Raw genomic sequence first — 19,839 nt, 5'->3', positions numbered from 1 at the left:
GTCCTTCGTTGCCCGCGCCTTAGATGGCGAAGGCTTCCTCCGGCATGTCCATCAGGCTGTCGGCGCCGGCCAGCATGCTTTCTGCGTGGCTCTTTGCCCGGGGCAGCATGCGCTTGAAGTAGAAGCGCGCAGTCTGAACCTTGGCGTTGTAGAACATTTCTTCGGTAGTGCCTTCGACCATCTTGTCCAGCGCAACCTTGGCCATCCGCGCCCACAGGTAGGCGAAGACCGCATAACCGGAGTACATCAGGTAATCCACGGAAGCCGCACCCACTTCTTCGCGGTTCTTCATGGCGGACATACCAATCTTGGTGGTCAGCTCACCCCATTCCTTGTTCATGGCGGCCAGCGGCTCGATGAATTCCTGCAGCTGCTCGTTGTCGGCGTTTTCCTTGCAGAACAGGTGAACCTGCTTGGTGAAGCCTCGCAGGGATTCGCCCTGGGTCATCAGAACCTTGCGGCCCAAAAGATCCAGCGCCTGAATACCAGTAGTGCCCTCGTAGATCATGCCGATTCGGGCGTCACGAACGTTCTGCTCCATACCCCACTCGGAGATAAAGCCGTGGCCACCGAACACCTGCATACCCAGGTTGGCTGCCTCGTAACCAATCTCGGTCAGGAACGCCTTGGCGATTGGTGTCAGGAAGCCCAACGCCTCATCGGCCGCCTTGCGCTCTTCGTCGGTCTTGCCGCTGTGCACGATATCAGCCTGTTGCGCAGTCAGGTAAATCAGGGCGCGAGCGCCTTCTGCGACTGCCTTCTGGGTCAGCAGCATGCGACGTACGTCCGGGTGAACGATGATCGGATCGGCAATGCCTTCCGGATTCTTGGGGCCACTCAGTGAACGCATGGCCAGACGCTCTTTGGCGTACGCCAGTGAACCCTGGAAGCCGAGCTCGGCGGCACCCAGCCCCTGGATGGCGGTACCGATACGAGCAGTGTTCATGAAGGTGAACATGCAGTTCAGGCCCTTGTTCTCAGGCCCGATCAGCCAGCCCTTGGCGCCGTCGAAGTTCATCACACAGGTGGCATTACCGTGGATACCCATCTTGTGCTCGATGGAACCGCAGGATACGGCGTTGCGCTCACCAGCAGAGCCGTCTTCGTTCGGCAGGCACTTGGGCACGATAAACAGGGAGATGCCCTTGGTGCCTTCCGGTGCGCCCGGCAGACGTGCCAGAACGATGTGGACGATATTCTCGGCCATGTCGTGCTCACCGGCAGAGATAAAGATCTTGGTACCGGTAATGGCGTAGGTGCCATCGGCATTCGGCTCTGCCTTGGTGCGCAGGGTGCCGAGATCGGAACCGCAGTGCGGCTCGGTCAGACACATGGTGCCAGTCCACTCACCGCTGATCAGCTTGGTCAGGTAGGTCTGCTTCTGCTCTTCGGTGCCGTGCTCTTCAATGGTGTTGGTGGCACCGTGGCTTAGGCCAGGATACATCCCAAAGGACCAGTTGGCGGTACCTACCATTTCACTCATCACCAGGCCGAGGGAATGCGGAAGCCCCTGGCCGCCGTAGTTGGGATCGGCGGTCATGGAAGGCCAGCCGCCCTCAACGTACTGCTGGTATGCTTCTTTGAAGCCAGTCGGCGTTTTTACACCGTCCTCGCTCCAGGTACAGCCTTCCTTGTCACCCACCTGGTTCAGCGGAGACAGAACCTGCTCACAGAACTTGGCACCTTCCCCGATAATGGCATCGACCATATCCGGAGTAGCGTCTTCAGCACCTTCCAGATTGGCGTAATGCTGCTCGCTGTTCAGCAGCTCGGTCATAACGAATTTGATGTCACGCAGGGGCGCTTTGTAATCAGGCATGGAATCCACCTCAGTTCTCGGTCTCAGCTGAATCGGGTTTAACAGCTTCTGGCCTTGGGTTTGCTCAGACACCGCAACGCAATGCGCTGCAGCCTTAATTAAACACTTGTTTGAAACATACGTTTACAGGCACAGAATTGTCAATAGCCTGATGCAAAATTTGTGTTGCGAACTGTCACCGGATCATGCGCCATGACAGTGCATGCCGGACAGAAGTGACCTTTAACTATGGGATATATTTACAGGAATCAGTGCCTGCAAGGCGGGGGTCAGGCGGACACAGGCTTGAAGGATGACGCGCGGTTTTCGTCGCCTTTTTGTTCACCTTCGCCCATGGCGGAGACTTTGCGATAGGCATCGCTTGCCTCCCTTGGAGAGGATCCGGATTCGGCAGCTAGCTCGGATTGGGCCTGAAGCATAATCTGCATGGCCTGAGCGGCAACGGCCCGATCCTGTCCAGAAGGCTCCGCCGGCGCCATGGCTGCCGCGCGGACGATTCGCATCTTTTCAATGGTTGCCTGGGGATTCCCCTGCACGGGGGAGATATCGATGGAGACTTCGCCACCCACCGCATACTGGGCGCCGTCCGGCCCCCGCTGGTAGGTAAACGACATGGCGCCGGCATACTGGCCGCCAACTGCCTGGTGAGCGGCTTCGTGGGCACGAACTTCACGGTCCCGCGCTTTCAGCTCAGTCAGTTGTTTCAGCTCTTGGTCTGTGAGCCCCTGAGGATTGTCGGCTTCCCCGCTGCGGGGCCCGGGGTCCGGATTTTCCCGCGCGGACTCGGCTTTGCCCGCAGCCTCAACAGATCTGGCTCCAGCGGTCGGCGCCTCCGGCTTTGCCGATACTGGGCCCGTGGCCTGGACTCGCGGAGAAACCGGGCCCTGAAACGAAGCCGCCGGTATAGGCGAAGGAACAGGAGGGAGAGAGGAAAGCACGAACTCTGCGCTCTTTGGTTAATCAGGCCATGATATCCAGAAGCGTTCCCAGCGTTTCGTCTGCTGTTTTAACCACCTGCGCGGACGCTTCAACACTGCGCTCATAAATCTTGAGATCAACAATGGGCTCGACGAGGCTACCCGCACCTTCCGCGGTTCCTTGGGGACCATCAGCACCGGCACGGGCAATCTTACGGGCGGCATTTTCCATGCCGACCATGCCATCCTGAATGCCCTGAATTCCAACTGCGAGAGTGTTATTGATCATGACCAAGCTGCCTGGTGACCATTTATTGACTCAATTAAGCCACACATTTGGTCAATTTTCAAACAATCCATCGATATTCAGATAGCCGGCCAACATTTCCGGCCGCGCCTGCTCCAGCCAAGGAAGGATACCCAGGCAGGGCGCGCCCATGTGGTTCACCAGGTAATTGAGAGTGTCCTGCTCGCAGCTCATTGGCTCGGATTCCGTCCGATTGGCAACCCACCCCGCCAACCGCAGACCATCACTTCTGATGGCTTCCGCCGTCAGCAGAGCATGGTTGATGCAGCCGAGGCGGAGTGAGACCACTAGAATAACCGGCATGGCCAGTTGGCGCGGAAACTCCGAATAGGTTTCCCGATCGTTTAGAGGCACTCGCCAGCCGCCAGCGCCCTCCACCAGCAGCAGGTCTGCCGGACGGATCTGCAAACCACGGCAAAAACCGACAAGCCGATCCGAAGTGATATGACGTCCGGCCTGCTCGGCGGCAACGTGGGGGGCAATCGCCGGTTCCAGCGCCACCGGGTTGATGAGCTCATAAGCCAGCGGCTCTGTAATAGCGTTCTGCAGAATCAGGGCATCTTCGTTGCGGAGTCCTTCGGGCGTCCGATCACAACCAGACGCAATGGGTTTCATCGCCAGGGTGTGTTTGCCCATGGTCCGGGCCGCGTGAAGAATGGCGGCGGAAACCAGGGTTTTCCCAACCCCTGTGTCGGTGCCCGTTACAAAGAAGGAGTGTTTGGCCATTATTGTTTCCCGGTTAACGCTTCCTGTGGTTTCTGCCAGTAAATCCAGGCAGCCTCATAACTTGCCATAATAGTGCCGTCCGGCTCTTTCGGGTAATGCCTGCACATTGCCCGCAACCTCCCGGGCGCCGTGACCACTCGGCGACGACCAGCGCCCCGGAAGCCGGCGCCAAGGTGGCGGAGCTCACCGGCCAGGGCCATCGGCGACTCGTAGGGCAGCCTTATTGTACGGTTCTCGATAACGGCATCCGGCAACTCGGCCCCCACCTTGGCCTGCAAGGCAAGATCGGTCTCAAAGTGATTGACGTGCTGATGATCGGGGTCCACTGCGTGCCAGGCCGCTTTCAGTTCTCGCAGTGTGCCATCCAGGAGCGTCGAGACCATCAGGAATCCACCGGGACGCAGAATACGCTGGCATTCCCGGAGCACTGAACGGGGGTCATCACACCATTGAATCATGAGGTTACTGAAGATCAGGTCCACGCTGTCATCAAGCAAAGGGAGGTGCTCGGCATCGCCCACAATCCAGCCGATTCCCTCAGGCGAGTTCTCACGAGCCTGCGCCAGCATACCCGGTGAGAGATCAAGCCCGGCCAGCACCCCAATGCCCTCAAGCCCAGCGAACTTACGGGTAAACCAACCGGTGCCGCAACCCAGGTCCAGGGTGGTCGAATGAAGTTGCTCGCGCTCGACGGCCTGGAATTTTTGCAGCATGGTGTTGCCCATGAAACGCTGCAGCCGGGAGGCGCTTTCATAGGTGCCACTGGCAATGCCAAAGCCCCGGGCAATATCCGATTTGAGGGTTTCAGAAACACCGGCCGATGCGCCGACCGGCGAGTTCATAACGCCCATGTCAGCGCCTTTTGCGAGGCAAAGAACGACTGAATCGCAGCCCAGCAATCCGAGGCAGAGCATCCACCGGGCCAATGTGCCATGCCAGGGACAACCGCATGGCCACTTGAGGCGGGAAGTGAAAGATCTTGAGCTCTGGATCTGACCACAATATCGTTCTCACCCATCACATGCAGAGCCGGGGTGACGAGTGAACGCCATAGTGCCCGCTGATCCCCGGCTTCCAGCCACGCGAGACTCTTGCTAAGGTGCTCGTGCGAAACCAGGGTGCCTTTTTCGAGCCAGGGCCTGAGACTTTGTCGCTCGTCTTTTTCGTTCGACGCACCGTTGATCATCAACAAAAGAAAATGCAGCCAGTACCGCTGAGGGTCACGGCCAATGCCCAGGGCGAAAGCCCGGAAGTCCGCTGCCGGCATGCCATGGGGCCAGCCGTCATCGGCAACAAACTTCGGAAACCCACCCAGCGTTACGGCGCAGGATACCGAGCCGGTTTGTCGCGCTGCGGCCTCCATCACGACCTGACTACCCAGAGACCACCCCATCCAGACGGACGGCTCCGGGTACAGCGACAAAAGTTCATCCGTGACTTGCGAGAGAGAATCGCAACGGGCGAGTAATTCATCGTCCAGCGACACCGGCACAACTTCCCCGGGCCAGTAGCCGTACAGCTTCGACAGCATCTCTGCGCGGACACCCCACCCGGCAACCACTACCAGGCGCTGACAGACGATGGCGGAACTCATATCGCAACGTCCGTCTTTTGCAGCAGGTTACGGCACTCTGAAAGCCCGCCCAGCAGGCAATCCAGATCCTCCTGAGAATGCGCGGCACTGAACGTAACCCGCAACCGCGCCTCGCCTACCGGAACCGTGGGCGGGCGAATCGCCGAAACCAGCAACCCCCGCTTCTCCAGGGCCCGGCTGAGCGCCAGCGCGCCGTAATTGTCGCCAATCATGATCGGCTGAATCGGCGTGCGCGACGACATCAATTCATACCCCATGGCAGAGGCCTCGCTACGGAACCGGGACACCAGCCCCATTACATGGTCACGACGCCCCTGATCCCGTTCAATAAGATCCAGACTCGAAATCGTTGCCATGGCAATTGCCGGCGGCATCGCCGTCGTATAGATATAGGTTCTGGCCTTCTGAACCAGATAATCCATCAACATCGGCGGACCGGCCACGAATGCGCCACTGGTGCCGACCGCCTTGCCCAGGGTGCCGATCAACACAGGCACGTCTTCCTCCGACAACCCCAACTCCGCAACACTGCCCCGACCCTCGGGCCCCAGAACTCCAATCCCGTGGGCATCATCAACAACCAGTAACGCATCGTGAGCCCGGCAGACCCGGGCCAACTCCGCCAGCGGCGCAACATCACCGTCCATGCTGAATACACCATCGGTAACCACCAGCTTGTGCCCCGACGTCTCCGCCAGCATCGCCTCCAGCGCTGCCGCATCACCATGGGCATAACGCCGAACCCGGGCCCGGCTCAGAATACAGCCATCAATAATGGATGCGTGATTCAGCCGATCCGAAAAAATCGTATCGCCCCGCCCGGCCAGTGCCGAAATAACCCCCATATTGGCCATGTAACCCGTGGAGAAAAACAGTGCTGAACTGCGCCCGGTAAACTTTGCCAGACGAAGCTCCAACCGGTGGTGGGCATCGTGATGACCACAGATCAGATGAGAAGCCGCGCCCCCGAGCCCTGTTTCAGGAAGCGCATTACGAAGGACCTCGATATTGGCGGGGTGATTGGCGAGACCGAGGTAATCATTGCTGCAGAACGACAGCAAAGGTTTGCCGTCCGCAATCAGAGAGGGTCGCTGGGGACCCGTCACATGCCGACGTGTCCGGTACAGACCGGCCTGTTTCCGCTCTTCAAGTTCAAGGGCAAAGTCCCGCACGATAGCACCTGGAGGTTAACTCAACGGCCCGGGCAACGAGTGGGTAAGGCTCCCCGGGATTGTAGAGGGCCAAGGATGGCCCGAAACAAGCGCACATGGATGTGCTCGTAGCGTATCCCGGGGAGCCTTACCCGCTCGTTGCTTCCCCAGTATCAAAGGCTCAGGCAGATTCCCGCGTAGCGTCATAGAACATATGACGCGTCGCCTCATACTCCACGGCTTCGGCAATCGCCTCCTCTTCCTGTTCCTCAGAAGCGCACTGCTCCCGCTGCTCAGGCCGAATACCCAAACGCTTGAACAGCAGCATATCGGCATCCGCCTCCGGATTGGCGGTGGTCAGCAGTTTCTCGCCGTAGAAAATCGAGTTGGCGCCAGCCATGAAACACAGGGCCTGCATCTGCTCGTTCATGTTCTCACGGCCCGCTGACAGACGAACATGAGATGCCGGCATCATGATCCGCGCCACCGCAATAATCCGGACGAACTCGAACGGGTCCAGATCCTCGACGTTCTCCATGGGCGTGCCCTTCACCTTTACCAGCATATTAACCGGCACACTCTCGGGATGATGAGGCAGATTTGCCAACTGGACCAGGAGACCTACCCGGTCATCCTCATCCTCACCCATGCCCATGATGCCACCGCAGCAAACTTTCATGCCGGCCTTGCGAACGTTATCGAGCGTATCCAGGCGGTCCTGATAGGTCCGCGTGGTGATGATGTGGCTATAGTATTTTTCGGACGTGTCCAGGTTGTGGTTGTAGTAATCCAGCCCGGCGTCAGCCAACTCGACCGCCTGCTCTTCTTTCAGCATACCCAGCGTCATACAGGTCTCAAGCCCGAGGGATTTGACCTGCTTCACCATATCCAGCACGTAGGGCATATCTTTTTTGGAGGGACTGCGCCAGGCGGCGCCCATGCAGAACCGGGATGCGCCCTTCTCTTTCGCGGCACGGGCCTCAGCCACCACTTTTTCGATTTCCAGCAGCTTCTCTTTCTCGAGACCGGTGTTGTAATGACCACTCTGGGGACAGTATTTGCAATCCTCCGGGCAGGCGCCGGTCTTGATCGACAGCAGAGTACTGACCTGCACTTCATTCGGGTCAAAATGCTGCCGGTGCACACTCTGGGCGCGAAACAGAAGGTCGTTAAAGGGCAGTTCGAACAGCTCGCGGGCTTCCTGCAGTGTCCAGTCGTGGCGGAGTTCTGTAGCGGTCATGTAAAAGTCCTGTTAACCTTTCCCGGTCTCTGGGTTTACGGATGAATCAGATGATAAAGAGACTGAACTGGCTGTCAACCTTCATGGAGAAAAAGGTTAACAGCATCAGGCACGGTGGGCTCTGTGTCGCGTGCCTCTCCTCCAATGCTTTCAATGGGTTATGCAAACCCTGCCGTGATGAGCTTCCGGTCAACCGCTGGCACTGTCGCTGTTGCGCCCTGCCCCTGGCTTTTCCGTCCTCGGAGCTGCTGTGTGGCGACTGCCTGAAGCACCCGCCACCTTTCGATATGTCTTTTGTTCCCTGGCGCTACCAGTACCCGCTGGACGGCATGATTGGCCACTACAAATACAATGGCCAACGTAAGTTCGGCCGGCCCCTGATGTCCGATTTTGCGGACTCTCTTGAAGAAGCATTACAGGATGGCAGCATGCCGAAGCCGTTGGCGCTGATACCGGCACCCATGGATGCGCGACGACGGCGCCAAAGGGGATTCAATCAGGCCCAGGACATTGCCGAGACCATCGGGAGTCAGTTGAACATTCCTGTAGCTACCGGGCTGGTGCGGCGCGTCCGGCGGGTCCGGGCACAGCGAGAGCTGAACCGGGAGGCGCGGCTGGCGAATCTTCGCGGGGTGTTCGAGGTGACAACGGTGGTGCCTGAGCGGATAGCCATTGTGGATGATGTGGTGACGACGGGGGCGACGGTTCGGGTGTTGGCTTCGGTTCTTCGGGAGGCTGGGGCTCGGGAGATTCAGGTTTGGGCTTTGGCGCGGACACCCGGTTAGTTTAAAAAATCTGCTTTGGAGCATGCGTTGGGCGGCGTAGCCTTCCCGGGATACGCTACGAGCACATCCATGTGCGCTTGTTTCGGGCCATCCTTGGCCCTCTACAATCCCGGGAAGGCTACGCCGCCCAACGCCCACACTTCAGAGTCAGTTGATCAATCCAGCTTTTTCTGAACGAAATCCGCAATCGCCAGACAGGACGTTAGTCCTGGCGACTCGATTCCAAAAAGGTTAACCAACCCCGACAAGCCGTGATCTTCCGGTCCATCGATTCGAAAATCCGCAAAACCGCCATCAGGGCCCGCCAACTTGGGCCGGATGCCAGCATATGAGGGCTGGAGGCGGGTCGGGTCGAGGCCTGGCCACCATTGGCGTATGCCTCTGGCGAAGGTTTCCTGCCGGCTTGTTTTGACGGTGTAGTCTTCGGTTTCGATCCATTCCACGTCCGGACCGAAGCGGGCCTGGCCGGCGAGGTCCAGTGTAAGGTGAACACCGAGGCCGCCGGGTTCGGGGACTGGGTAGATCAGGGTTTTGAAGGGCGTTCTGCCACTGTAACTAAAATAAACACCTCTGGCGAACCATTGCCGTGGCCTGTATTCATCAGGGAGGCCGGCCCAGTTTTTTGCAAGCGGCACCGCGGCGAGTCCGGCGGCGTTGATGACGTTTTTCGCTTTCAGGGTCAGCGGATGGTCGCCTCCCACGTGGAGACGATGCCAGTCGTTATCCGATTCAGCGGCCTCCACCGGTGACCGGAGAACGAGTTGGCCGCCGGCATCCTCAAGCTCGCCGAGCATTGAGAGCATCAGCCCATGACTGTCGATGATACCGGTTTCCGGCGACCAGAGACCGGAGCTGGCGCGGATTTCCGGCATTTCCCGTGTGATCCGGCTTGCGTCATGCAAGGTCAGCTCAACGCCATTGCGGGCTGCGGCCGCCTGAATATCCTTGAGTTTGCCATTCTGCGATTCATCGGCTGCCACGATCCATTTGCCACACTTGCGGTGGTCGACTTTGCGGGTTTGGCAGTACTCGTAAAGCCGCTGTCGGCCTGCAACGCAAAGTTCCGCCTTCAGTGATCCTTCCGGGTAATAGATGCCGGCATGAATGACCTCACTGTTGCGAGAGGATATGCCCTCACCAAACCGGCCAGCGCTTTCCAGCACAATCACGTCATGGCCGGCACTCGCAAGGGCGCGGGCGATAGCAAGGCCAACCACACCGGCACCGATTACCACGGTTTGTGTTTCAAGAATTTCTTTCTGCACCCTCACTCGCCCTCACTCAACTGCCCAGCGAAAGAGCATACCCCATTCTCAGCGCTCTCAGAAAAGTGACTTCATGATGAACCATTACTCGATTGCGGATACCGGTTATACTTGGCTCCAAATTTACGTGGATGTCTTTTTCCGCGAGGCCTTCATGGACTCGGAGCTGGATGAAAACTGGTACCATCTGCAATCCATGAAATCCAAATACGACACAAGGCTCTGAAACATCCCTTTATGACCCATGACTCCTCACTCGCTGCATCCACCCACCCTTACGATTCCCTGACGCCCGATACTATCCTGGATGCCATGGAAGAGGCCGGGTTCGCGGTAAGTGGGCGGCTGTTCGCGCTGAACAGCTACGAAAACCGGGTTTATCAGGTGGGGCTGGACGATAGCGCCCCGGTCATCGCCAAATTTTATCGGCCGGGTCGGTGGAGCGAAAAGGCAATCCAGGAGGAGCATGAGTTCACCCTGGAACTTCTGCAGGCAGACATTCCGGTTGTTGCACCGATGAAGCTGACTTCGGGCGATACGCTCGGCCGCCACGGCGAGTTCCTGTTCGCGGTTTTTCCACAGCGTGGCGGACAGGCGCCCGATACCAGCGTGACAGACACTCTCTACCGCCTGGGCCAGTGGCTGGGTCAGATTCACAACATTGGCGCCAAGAAACCATTTGCCCATCGCCCTGGCATGGATCTGCTTGAGGGCATTGAAGTCAGCAACCGGCTTCTGGTTGAAGGCGACTGGATTCCGGCGGATCTCAGGCCCGCCTGGGACAGTCTGATCCCCGACCTGCAAAGGCTCTGTGCGGCGCGGGTTGATGAAGCCGGCCCGGTAGAAACTCTGCGACTTCATGGAGACTGCCATTCCGGCAACATCCTGTGCCGGGACGAGCAGATGCTGTTCGTAGATCTGGACGACTGCCGCACGGGGCCAGCTATTCAGGACATGTGGCTGCTACTTAACGGCGACGATGTCGAGCGGGGCGCCCAGCTCGGAGAACTCCTCGAAGGTTATGAGATGTTCCGTGATTTCAATCGTCGAGAACGCCACTTGATTGAGCCGCTGCGGTGCTACCGGCAGATCGCGCACTGCGCCTGGCTGGCAAAGCGCTGGGATGATCCTGCGTTTCCGCGCTTCTTTCCGTGGTTTGCCCAGCCACGCTTCTGGTCAGACCAGATTCTCTCGCTGCGGGAGCAACTATCCGCCCTGCAGTCTCCGGCCATCACGGTGCCGGGGCAATACTGAGTAACACTTTAAATTCGTTTGATTCGAGGTAGGCATGAGCCAGAGTGAGGCCCGTTACACCGTCCGCAGCCTGATCGTGACCGCACTGGTTGCGGTAATCGGGACCGTTCTTGCGCTGGAAATGAGCGGCAAGATCAGTCACAGCGACAACAAGGATCACATGCCGGTTGGCGATTTCCAGGCCATACATGTAACCGAGGACGATCCGTTCCGCATGTCACCCAAGGCATCGGAACTGCATGCGGTCTGCGAGAATGGCTATCTGGCAATTGCCGCCGATGTGGACCCCTCGTTCCGGGGCATTCTGGTGGACTACAAGAACCGGGGAGTGCGCTGCTCCCGACCGTCACCGACAGGCCCTGCGGTTCCACCCTCTCCGGAGGCAGCAGACCCCAATGGTTAAGCCCCGCAAGCCTTCGGAGCCACCCGAGCAGGTGACAGACCGATTGTTTGCCACAGAACGCCGACCCGAGGATTTCCGGTTCGACGCGTCGGTGGCAAGGGTTTTCCCGGACATGATTCGCCGGTCCGTGCCGGGCTACACCACTATCATTCCGATGATCGAGGTGATCACCGAACAATACGCCCAGCCAGCCTCCCACTGCTATGACCTGGGCTGCTCCCTGGGCGCCTCGACCCTGGCGATGCGGCACGGCATCTCATATGGGGATTGCACCCTTGTCGGCGTGGATAACTCCAGCGCCATGATCGAACGCTGCGAGCATTACATTGCATTGGACGACAGCGCCCTCCCTGTCACCCTCAGGTGCGAGGATATTCTGGACACCGAACTCAGCAACGCCTCGGTGACCACGCTGAATTTCACCTTGCAGTTTGTGGATCCGGAAAGGCGGTCCAGCCTGCTCAAACGAATTGCGGATGCTACCCTCCCCGGCGGCGTTTTGATTCTGTCAGAAAAAATCCGCTTTGAGTCGGAGGACGAGCAGGCCATTCAGACCCGACTGCACCACGAATTCAAGCGTGCCAACGGCTATTCGGATCTCGAAATCAGCCAGAAGCGAACGGCCATCGAACAGGTCCTGATTCCGGAGACACTGGCGGCCCATAAGGAACGACTTCTGGCAGCGGGCTTCAATGATGTGGTGGTCTGGTACCAGTGCTTCAACTTTGTATCCATGCTCGCCATCAAGGCTGACAAAACCATCGAATGACCATGGCAGATTTTGACTGGAAAGCCCGATTCGGGCCAATCATCAATGAACTTGCACAAGACGGCCTGGAGCATTGGGCCAATTTGCTTCAACAGCAGCTGGTTCACCGTTTCGAGGACCGCCCCCATGGCGATCTGGATCGTTGGCAGGCCGCCCTGAACCGCCTGCCCGACATTGAGCAGGTGGAGGCGCAGCTGAACCGCTCTGCCATTACCCTGAATGCCCCCGAGCCCCTGCCCCAGGCACAGCAGGAACAGCTGGAGCAGGGACTGCGCGGCCTGATGCCCTGGCGCAAGGGCCCCTTCGATTTTTTCGGAACCTACATTGATACCGAGTGGCGCTCCGACTGGAAGTGGGAACGGGTCGCACCCTACCTTTCAGACCTCTCCGGTCGCCGCATACTGGATGTGGGCTGCGGCTCCGGGTACCACTGCTGGCGCATGCTGGGCGAAGGCGCGGGCCGGGTGATCGGCATAGACCCGGGGCTGCTGTTCCTGTTCCAGTTCTTCAGCGTCAAGGACTACCTGGGCGATGTCGCCGTCGATCTGTTGCCGATCCGGATGGAGGATCTGCCAGCCGATCTTGAAACCTTCGACACCACCTTTTCCATGGGCGTCCTTTATCATCGTCGCTCGCCTCTGGATCATCTGCTGGAGCTCAAGGGAACACTGCGCCGGGGTGGCGAGCTGGTTCTGGAAACACTTGTGGTGGAGGGCCCTGAAGGTTTCAGCCTGATGCCCAAGGATCGCTACGGACAGATGCGCAATGTCTGGTTCCTGCCCAGCTGCGAAACACTGCTGCGCTGGCTCGACCGCACCGGCTTCCGCAATGCCCGGGTGGTGGATGTGACCGAGACCACTACCGAGGAACAGCGCAGCACCGACTGGATGCGCTTCAATTCCCTACAGGATTTTCTGGATCCGAACGACCCGTCAAAAACCGTGGAGGGTTACCCGGGACCGCTTCGTGCCACCGTGATTGCCGAGAAGCCCTGAGCACAAAAAAACCGCCGTGCCTTTCGGCAGGGCGGTTTCTTCATCCATCGGCGATTACTCGCCAAATGGATGACGGAGCGTGATGGTTTCAATGCGGTCCGGCCCCGTGGAGATCACGTCGATCGGTGCCTCGATCTGCTCTTCCAGGAACCGAATGTAGGCCTTCGCATTCTCCGGCAACTGATCGACGCTGGTCAGCCCAACGGTACTCTCACTCCAGCCAGGCAGCTCTTCGTAAACCGGCTCAATGTCCTTGTAACTGTCACAGCCGATGGGCGGCCGGAAAATCTCGCCATTCGGAGTCTTGTAACCAACACAGACCTTCACGGTTTCCAGCCCGTCCAGCACGTCGAGCTTGGTCAGGCAGATGCCGGAGACGCTGTTGATCTGGATCGCGTGGCGAATCGCCACCGCATCGAACCAACCGCAGCGACGGGCACGACCGGTTGTGGTGCCCACTTCGTTGCCTTTCACCGCCAGATGTTTGCCCATGTCGTCAAACAGCTCCGTGGGGAACGGGCCGGAACCGACACGGGTGGTATAGGCCTTGGTGATCCCCAGCACATAGTCGAGGAACAGCGGACCGAAACCGGAGCCAGTGGCGGTGCCGCCGGCGGTGGTATTGGACGAGGTCACGTACGGATAGGTACCCAGGTCGATATCAAGCAGCGAGCCCTGGGCCCCCTCGAAGAGGATATTCTCTCCACGCTTGCGGAAATCGTGCAGCATGTCGGTCACGTCCGCCGCCATGGGCAGAATTTCCTCACCCATCTGCTTCAGTTCTTCCAGGGCCGCATCAATATCTTCGGCTTCTTCCTTGAAGTACTCGGTCAGGATGAAGTTGTGGTAAGACATGATCTCGCGCAGCTTCGTTTCGAAGTCGGCGGGATTGCACAGGTCACCCAGGCGCAGGCCGCGGCGGGAGACCTTGTCTTCATAAGCGGGGCCGATACCGCGACCCGTGGTACCGATCTTGTCGACGCCACGAGCCCTTTCCCGGGCCTGATCAATGCGGACATGGGTGCGCAGTATGATCGGGCACGCCAGGCTGATACGCAGGCGATCGCGAACCGCCACATCGTTGGCTTCAAGCTCTCGTACTTCTTTGAGCAGAGCTTCCGGGGAGAGGACAACACCGTTGCCGATAAGACAGTAAACATGCTGCCGCAAAATACCGGAAGGAATCAGGTGAAGCGCTGTTTTCTTGCCGTCTATTACCAGGGTGTGTCCGGCGTTGTGCCCGCCCTGGAAGCGAACAACCGCTGCGACCTTGTCAGTCAGCAGGTCAACAATCTTACCCTTGCCTTCATCACCCCATTGGGTGCCCAGCACAACAACGTTTTTACCCATGATTCTCTCTCAATGCGGCTGCCCCGAAGGACACGCGTTTCGCAAGTTTACCTGTAAATGAATTCACCGAGGCCCCGGGGCCATCAGCCCAGCTTCTGCACGACCCACTGGCCGTTCTGTTTCACCAGCTCCCGATCACAGCCTTTGGTCGTCGGATTAACACCCTCGTCTTCGGGCAGAGCCCGGACAACGGTCTCCGTCATTCTCAGACCGGAAATCACGCCTTCAAGAGCGGGGTCATCGTCCGCCGGCGCCCAGACAGCACCCGCCTTTCGTGCCACCCGCTCTCCGAGGGCGACGAGAGCCCGTATATCGAGACTGAACCCGGTTGCCGGGCGGGCCCGACCAAAATCGCTGCCAATGGCATCGTAGCGACCGCCTTTGGCAACGGAATCACCATGGCCAGGCACATAGGCCGCAAACACCAGCCCTGTGTGGTAGTTGTAGCCACGCAGCTCGCAGAAATCGAATCCGAAGCTGATCTCCGGATAATCCCGACTCAACATATCGGACACTCGCCCGAGCTGATCAAGTGCGGCATCCAGACTGTCGGAGGCGCCCTGCAGGATCCGGCGGGCTTCACTCAACGCCTCTGGGCCGCCACTGACGCGCGCAAGCTCGCGCAGGCGGGCGCCGGCTGAACCTGCGGCACACTGTCCCACCAATTCGTCAAGCTCGGGGACCGATTTGCGGGCCATGGCATCGAAAATGGCGCGCTCGATATCCCTGTCAAAATCCGCTTCGCCGATCAGACTCTCATAAATGGCCACGTGGGCCAGATCCAGGTGAATTCGCGGCAAACCCGCCACCCGGAGGGTCTCCAGCATCAGGCTGATCACTTCCATGTCCGCAGCTTCCGAAGCACTGCCGAATAGCTCGCAACCGGCCTGGATAGGAGTACGACCGGTCAGCATATGCCGGGGACGGGTATGGAGTACGTGCCCGGCATAGCACAGACGGGTGATCCCTTCCTGACCAAGGGTGTGAGCATCAATGCGCGCGGCCTGAGGCGTCATATCGGCGCGAACACCCATCATGCGCCCGGTCAACTGGTCGGTGAGCTTGAACGTCTGAAGCTCCAGGTCGTTTCCGGTTCCGGTAAACAGGGATTCGAGATATTCAATGAGCGGTGGGATTACCAGCTGATAACCCCAGCGCTGGCAGGTATCCATTACATCCCGGCGCAGGGATTCGATCCGTCCGGCCAGTGGGGGCAAAATATCCTCTACCCCGTCTGGCAGTAACCAGCGATCAGATACTGTCATGAGATTCCGTTGTCCGTTATATCCGCTCCGGCGCAGTCGGCGGGGGATCACACAGGATTTAAGGCGGCACTCGTTAAAAAGCCCGACACAAAACCGGCAGAATTTTACACGGTTGGCGGGCACAAAAAAACCGGAATACGGAGGTATTCCGGTTTTTGCTGTCAGGCTCCGGTTTACTGGGCGCCCTGGGGGTCGTTCAGGAACTTCATGAACGCGCTGTTGGAGTCGATCACCATGATGTCATCCTTGCTCATGAAGGTATTGCGATAGGCCTGAAGACTCCGGTAGAAGCTGTAGAAGTCCGCGTTCGAGCCATAGGCATCGGCGTAAATCCTGGCCGCCTCACCGTCGCCTTCACCACGGGTTTCTTCCGACTGGGCAAAGGCCTCCGCCAGAATAACGGTTCTCTGACGATCCGCGTCGGCCCGAATACCCTCGGCCAGCTCGCGACCCCGAGAACGGAATTCCTGGGCCAGCTTTTCGCGTTCGGTCGCCATCCGACGATAGACGTTTTCGCTCACCTGTCCCGGGAATTCGATTGCCTTGACCCGGATGTCCAGGACTTCGATGCCAAATTCGCTCTGCGCGGTCTGGTTTACACGATCCCGGAGGGTATGCATCAGCTCATCGCGCTGGCCGGACACCACTTCCACCATGGTGCGAATACCAAATTCGTCCCGCAGACCATTGTCCACACGGGATGCGAGCAGAGACTGAGCACGGAACTCGTCGCCGCCGGTCGCTCGGTAGAACTGGTCCACATCCCGGATTTTCCAGGCGATGTAGGAATCCACATCCAATGGCTTCTTTTCCACGGTCAGGTACTGCCTGGACGGCAGGTCCATGGTCAAAACCCGGATATCGAATTCACGAACCTGATCGATGACAGGAACCTTGAAATGGATACCTGCCTGAATGTCAGTCTCTACCAGCTCACCGAACCGGAGTAGAACGCCCCGGTGGGTTTCCGGAATAATGTACACACTGGACAAGACCAGCAGGACAACAATAAGGGCGCCTGCAAGGCCCACTACACCTTTAGGTCCCATAATTATCTGCTCCTCCGAACGGTAGTATCCTGCCTGCTTCGCAGTTCCTGCAGAACCTGATCAGTCAGGGTCTGGATATCCACATTGCCTTGATTCCCACCGGAAGAAGATCCACCGGTGCGTGGCAGAGAACCTTGAGTCAGACGATCAATCGGCAGGTACATCATGTTGCCGCTGCTCTCTGTGTCGACCAGGATCTTGCTGCTATTGGCCAACACTTCTTCAACGGTTTGCAGATACAGACGTTCACGAGTCACGGTCGGAGCCATCTCATACACAGCCAGGAGCTCGAGGAAACGGGCGGTTTCACCACGAGCCCGCTCGATCACTTCTTCCTTGTAGGCATTAGCCTCTTCGATCATGCGCTGAGCCTCGCCACGGGCCTCAGGTACGACTCGGTTGCGATAGGTTTCAGCTTCTTCCTTGACCCGCTGCTCGTCTTCCCGGGCGCGCTGAACTTCACGGAACGCATCCTGAACCGGGGCGGGGGGCTGGGTGCTTTCAACGTTCACCCGCACCAACTCCAGACCGGTGCCATATTCTCTCAGAAAGGTCTGAAGCCTTTGCTCTACTCGAACAGCCAATTCGGCACGGCCTTCGGTCAGCACGTCATCCAGGGTGGAGCTGCCCACCTCATGACGGATGGCACTATCGGTCGCGAATGCCAGCGCCTGGTTGGAATCTCGAACGTTCAGGACATAGGCTTCTGCGTCGCCTACGCGATACTGCACCTGCAGATCCACAGTGACCAGGTTTTCGTCCTGAGTGAGCATCTGGCCACTGGACTCGGCAGTTCGAACACTGGTGACACGCACCTTGGTTACACTGTCGATCAATGGAACCTTGAACCTCAGACCAGGGTTAGCGGTCTGATGGTACTCACCGAAACGAAGCACAACCGCCCGTTCCTGTTCGTCCACGGTGTAAAACGACTGGAAAATCACGTAGCCGACTACCAGGATGCCTGCAAGCGCGAGGATGGCCCCGAAGCCGCCGGCACTTCCGCCGCCGCTGCCACCGCTTCCGCCGGACTTGCCACCCTTGCCGCCCAGCATTTTGTTGAGCTTGTCGAGACCTTTTTTCAGCGCCTCATCGAGGTCTGGCGGCCCCTGATCATTGCCGCGTCGACCACCACCGGTACCCCAGGGGTCATTGTCGTTACGGTTTCCACCCGGTTCGTTCCAGGCCATAGTGCTCTCCGTTACTGACTTATAGATAGAATGGCTGCAAATACTAGGGATTTATCTCCGCCCCGGCAATAGCCGGGGCGGTTTCATGCGTGTCCACCGTCCAGTCGGATTGACTTTTCGTTGACGCCGGCCCGGCTCAGCAGTTGTTGCCAGTCCCGATTCTGCAATCGCACCTCAACAACGGTGTCGCCGGAATCACGGTACTCCTCACTCAGCACCGAACCCGCTTCATGCAGGAGTGCGCGCAACTTGCCATCCGCAGGACCAAGCAGGACGAAGTGATGGACCACATCTTCCGCTACCCGCTCAACGATCGCATCGAACAGACCGTCCAGGCCCTCACCGGTTACTGCGGACACCCAGGCCCGGACTGGAATCCCCTCTTCATTTCGCTCGACACGCGGTGTGAAGTTTTCCAGCAGATCAATCTTGTTGAACACCTGCAGCATGGGAATCTCGTCTGCACCAATCTCCGCCAGAACCTCTTCAACCTGCTCAATATTCTCGTCGCGGCGCGGATCGTGGCAGTCGATGATATGTAACAGCAAAGTCGCCTGCGTGGTTTCTTCAAGCGTCGCCCGGAACGCCTCAACCAGCTTGTGCGGCAGATGCCTTATGAAGCCTACGGTGTCCGCCATTACGACCGGCCCGATATCCGGAAGTTCCAGCCGCCGCAACGTCGGATCGAGCGTGGCAAACAGCTGGTCTGCAGCATATACGGACGAAGTGGTAATCCGGTTGAATAGCGTGGATTTGCCGGCGTTGGTATAACCGACCAGAGACACCGTAGGAATGTCAGCCCGCTCACGGGCTCTTCGCCCCTGGTTCCGCTGGCGACGCACCTTTTCCAGACGCTTGTGGATGGACTTGATCCGCTCCCGCAAGAGTCGGCGGTCGGTTTCCAGCTGGGTCTCACCGGGGCCGCGAAGACCAATACCCCCTTTCTGACGCTCAAGGTGGGTCCAGCCCCGAACCAGACGCGTGGACATATGTTCGAGCTGGGCAAGTTCTACCTGGAGCTTGCCCTCGTGTGTCCGCGCCCGCTGGGCAAAGATATCGAGAATCACACCGGTACGGTCCAGCACACGGCACTTGAGCTCATGCTCAATGTTGCGTTCCTGGCGAGGACTCAGGGCATGATTGAACAAGACAACATCAGCCTCATTGGCCGCCACTGCGTCACGAATTTCTTCCAGCTTGCCCTCACCGACGAAAAATCTGGGACTGGGCTGCTTCCGGGACCCCGTGACGGTACAAACAGGCTCAACACCGGCGGAGGTTACAAGCTCCCGAAATTCACCGGGGTCTTCGGTGCCATCGTGGGCAGTAAAATCGATGTGGACGAGTACTGCGCGCTCACCGACATCAGGACGTTCAAACAATTGGCGTCAACTCCGGGCAATCAGACTATGGGTGACATAAAAACAAACACCCGCGGCCACAAGATCCCTTGACTGGCGGGATCTTCTGGAACGCGGGTGACAAGATCGGGAATTGGGCGTATCAGTCTTCAGACTCGCCCTCTCCTCCTGGAGCCTGCTGCGGAATGCGAACATTACGTGCAGGTACCACAGTGGAAATAGCGTGCTTGTAGACCATCTGGCTGACAGTATTTTTCAGCAAAATCACGAACTGGTCGAAAGATTCGATCTGGCCCTGTAGCTTGATACCGTTGACCAGAAAGATGGAAACCGGAATGCGTTCCTTGCGCAGTGCATTAAGGTAAGGGTCTTGTAACGAATGCCCTTTTGACATGTGTT

General features: G+C 58.4%; 21 protein-coding genes. 6 read left to right on the top strand and 15 right to left on the bottom strand.

The window, feature by feature from the left end:
* Positions 1 to 19: 19 nt before the first annotated feature.
* The 8 genes from WA411_RS11115 to bioB all read right to left on the bottom strand — a co-directional run bounded on the left by WA411_RS11115 (position 20) and on the right by bioB (position 7,754).
* Positions 20 to 1,819, bottom strand: a complete 1,800-nt coding sequence (locus WA411_RS11115; RefSeq protein WP_069183042.1) for an acyl-CoA dehydrogenase C-terminal domain-containing protein — start codon at positions 1,817 to 1,819, stop codon at positions 20 to 22.
* A 269-nt stretch (positions 1,820 to 2,088) separates the two neighbouring features.
* Positions 2,089 to 2,757 (bottom strand): putative metalloprotease CJM1_0395 family protein, encoded by a 669-nt coding sequence (locus WA411_RS11110; protein ID WP_291905995.1) that lies wholly within the window; start codon positions 2,755 to 2,757, stop codon positions 2,089 to 2,091.
* Positions 2,758 to 2,779: 22 nt separating this feature from the next.
* Positions 2,780 to 3,025, bottom strand: coding sequence for a flagellar basal body rod C-terminal domain-containing protein (locus WA411_RS11105; protein ID WP_136631502.1), 246 nt, complete (start codon positions 3,023 to 3,025; stop codon positions 2,780 to 2,782).
* Between the two features lie 51 nt (positions 3,026 to 3,076).
* Positions 3,077 to 3,769, bottom strand: coding sequence for a dethiobiotin synthase (gene bioD, locus WA411_RS11100; protein ID WP_069183039.1), 693 nt, complete (start codon positions 3,767 to 3,769; stop codon positions 3,077 to 3,079).
* The gene (gene bioC, locus WA411_RS11095) at positions 3,769 to 4,620 is read right to left on the bottom strand and encodes a malonyl-ACP O-methyltransferase BioC (RefSeq protein ID WP_291905996.1); all 852 of its coding nucleotides are present in this window, start codon (positions 4,618 to 4,620) and stop codon (positions 3,769 to 3,771) included. The genes bioD and bioC overlap by 1 nt, the downstream gene beginning before the upstream one ends.
* Positions 4,608 to 5,363 carry an alpha/beta fold hydrolase gene (locus WA411_RS11090; protein ID WP_291905997.1) on the bottom strand — a complete coding sequence of 252 codons (756 nt, stop codon included), beginning with the start codon at positions 5,361 to 5,363 and terminating at the stop codon, positions 4,608 to 4,610. Before WA411_RS11090 ends, bioC begins: the two co-directional genes overlap by 13 nt.
* Positions 5,360 to 6,535 (bottom strand): 8-amino-7-oxononanoate synthase, encoded by a 1,176-nt coding sequence (bioF, locus tag WA411_RS11085; protein ID WP_291905998.1) that lies wholly within the window; start codon positions 6,533 to 6,535, stop codon positions 5,360 to 5,362. Before bioF ends, WA411_RS11090 begins: the two co-directional genes overlap by 4 nt.
* 160 nt (positions 6,536 to 6,695) lie before the next feature.
* Entirely contained in the window at positions 6,696 to 7,754 is a 1,059-nt protein-coding gene (gene bioB, locus WA411_RS11080; RefSeq protein ID WP_069183036.1) for a biotin synthase BioB, read from the bottom strand.
* Positions 7,755 to 7,804: 50 nt separating this feature from the next.
* On the opposite strand from bioB, the gene WA411_RS11075 reads away from it, so the two are divergent.
* A complete protein-coding gene (locus WA411_RS11075) occupies positions 7,805 to 8,539 on the top strand; it encodes a ComF family protein (protein WP_291905999.1) in 735 nt (244 codons plus the stop codon).
* 155 nt (positions 8,540 to 8,694) lie between these two features.
* Here the strand turns inward: WA411_RS11075 and WA411_RS11070 are convergent, their stop codons facing one another.
* Positions 8,695 to 9,792 (bottom strand): NAD(P)/FAD-dependent oxidoreductase, encoded by a 1,098-nt coding sequence (locus tag WA411_RS11070; RefSeq protein ID WP_418766809.1) that lies wholly within the window; start codon positions 9,790 to 9,792, stop codon positions 8,695 to 8,697.
* An 85-nt stretch (positions 9,793 to 9,877) separates the two neighbouring features.
* On the opposite strand from WA411_RS11070, the gene WA411_RS11065 reads away from it, so the two are divergent.
* From WA411_RS11065 to cmoB, 5 genes are read left to right on the top strand one after another with little or no spacing between them, the layout of a single operon-like run.
* A complete protein-coding gene (locus WA411_RS11065) occupies positions 9,878 to 10,030 on the top strand; it encodes a hypothetical protein (RefSeq protein WP_153633714.1) in 153 nt (50 codons plus the stop codon).
* 11 nt (positions 10,031 to 10,041) lie between these two features.
* Positions 10,042 to 11,058 carry a serine/threonine protein kinase gene (locus WA411_RS11060; protein WP_291906001.1) on the top strand — a complete coding sequence of 339 codons (1,017 nt, stop codon included), beginning with the start codon at positions 10,042 to 10,044 and terminating at the stop codon, positions 11,056 to 11,058.
* A 34-nt stretch (positions 11,059 to 11,092) separates the two neighbouring features.
* The gene (locus tag WA411_RS11055) at positions 11,093 to 11,461 is read left to right on the top strand and encodes a kinase (protein ID WP_136631509.1); all 369 of its coding nucleotides are present in this window, start codon (positions 11,093 to 11,095) and stop codon (positions 11,459 to 11,461) included.
* Entirely contained in the window at positions 11,454 to 12,230 is a 777-nt protein-coding gene (cmoA, locus tag WA411_RS11050; RefSeq protein WP_136631510.1) for a carboxy-S-adenosyl-L-methionine synthase CmoA, read from the top strand. Before WA411_RS11055 ends, cmoA begins: the two co-directional genes overlap by 8 nt.
* A 2-nt stretch (positions 12,231 to 12,232) precedes the next feature.
* On the top strand, positions 12,233 to 13,225 hold the full coding sequence (cmoB, locus tag WA411_RS11045; protein WP_291906002.1) for a tRNA 5-methoxyuridine(34)/uridine 5-oxyacetic acid(34) synthase CmoB: 993 nt from the start codon (positions 12,233 to 12,235) through the stop codon (positions 13,223 to 13,225).
* A 54-nt stretch (positions 13,226 to 13,279) separates the two neighbouring features.
* Here the strand turns inward: cmoB and WA411_RS11040 are convergent, their stop codons facing one another.
* The 6 genes from WA411_RS11040 to hfq all read right to left on the bottom strand — a co-directional run bounded on the left by WA411_RS11040 (position 13,280) and on the right by hfq (position 19,834).
* Positions 13,280 to 14,575: an adenylosuccinate synthase gene (locus WA411_RS11040; RefSeq protein WP_069183031.1), complete on the bottom strand. Its 1,296-nt coding sequence runs from the start codon at positions 14,573 to 14,575 to the stop codon at positions 13,280 to 13,282.
* Positions 14,576 to 14,658: 83 nt separating this feature from the next.
* Entirely contained in the window at positions 14,659 to 15,840 is a 1,182-nt protein-coding gene (locus WA411_RS11035; RefSeq protein ID WP_291906003.1) for an ATP phosphoribosyltransferase regulatory subunit, read from the bottom strand.
* Positions 15,841 to 16,013: 173 nt separating this feature from the next.
* The gene (gene hflC / locus WA411_RS11030; RefSeq protein WP_153633718.1) at positions 16,014 to 16,889 is read right to left on the bottom strand and encodes a protease modulator HflC; all 876 of its coding nucleotides are present in this window, start codon (positions 16,887 to 16,889) and stop codon (positions 16,014 to 16,016) included.
* 2 nt (positions 16,890 to 16,891) lie between these two features.
* Complete coding sequence (gene hflK, locus WA411_RS11025) at positions 16,892 to 18,079, bottom strand: FtsH protease activity modulator HflK (protein WP_291906004.1); 1,188 nt, start codon at positions 18,077 to 18,079, stop codon at positions 16,892 to 16,894.
* Between the two features lie 83 nt (positions 18,080 to 18,162).
* Positions 18,163 to 19,461 (bottom strand): ribosome rescue GTPase HflX, encoded by a 1,299-nt coding sequence (gene hflX / locus WA411_RS11020; protein WP_209396657.1) that lies wholly within the window; start codon positions 19,459 to 19,461, stop codon positions 18,163 to 18,165.
* A gap of 121 nt (positions 19,462 to 19,582) precedes the next feature.
* Complete coding sequence (hfq, locus tag WA411_RS11015; protein WP_008170056.1) at positions 19,583 to 19,834, bottom strand: RNA chaperone Hfq; 252 nt, start codon at positions 19,832 to 19,834, stop codon at positions 19,583 to 19,585.
* Positions 19,835 to 19,839 lie beyond the last annotated feature (5 nt).

This window comes from Marinobacter sp. CH_CUG1437-1, from assembly GCF_037029655.1.
GTDB classification, from domain to species: domain Bacteria; phylum Pseudomonadota; class Gammaproteobacteria; order Pseudomonadales; family Oleiphilaceae; genus Marinobacter; species Marinobacter salsuginis.
This window is presented reverse-complemented; position numbering and strand designations above follow the sequence as displayed.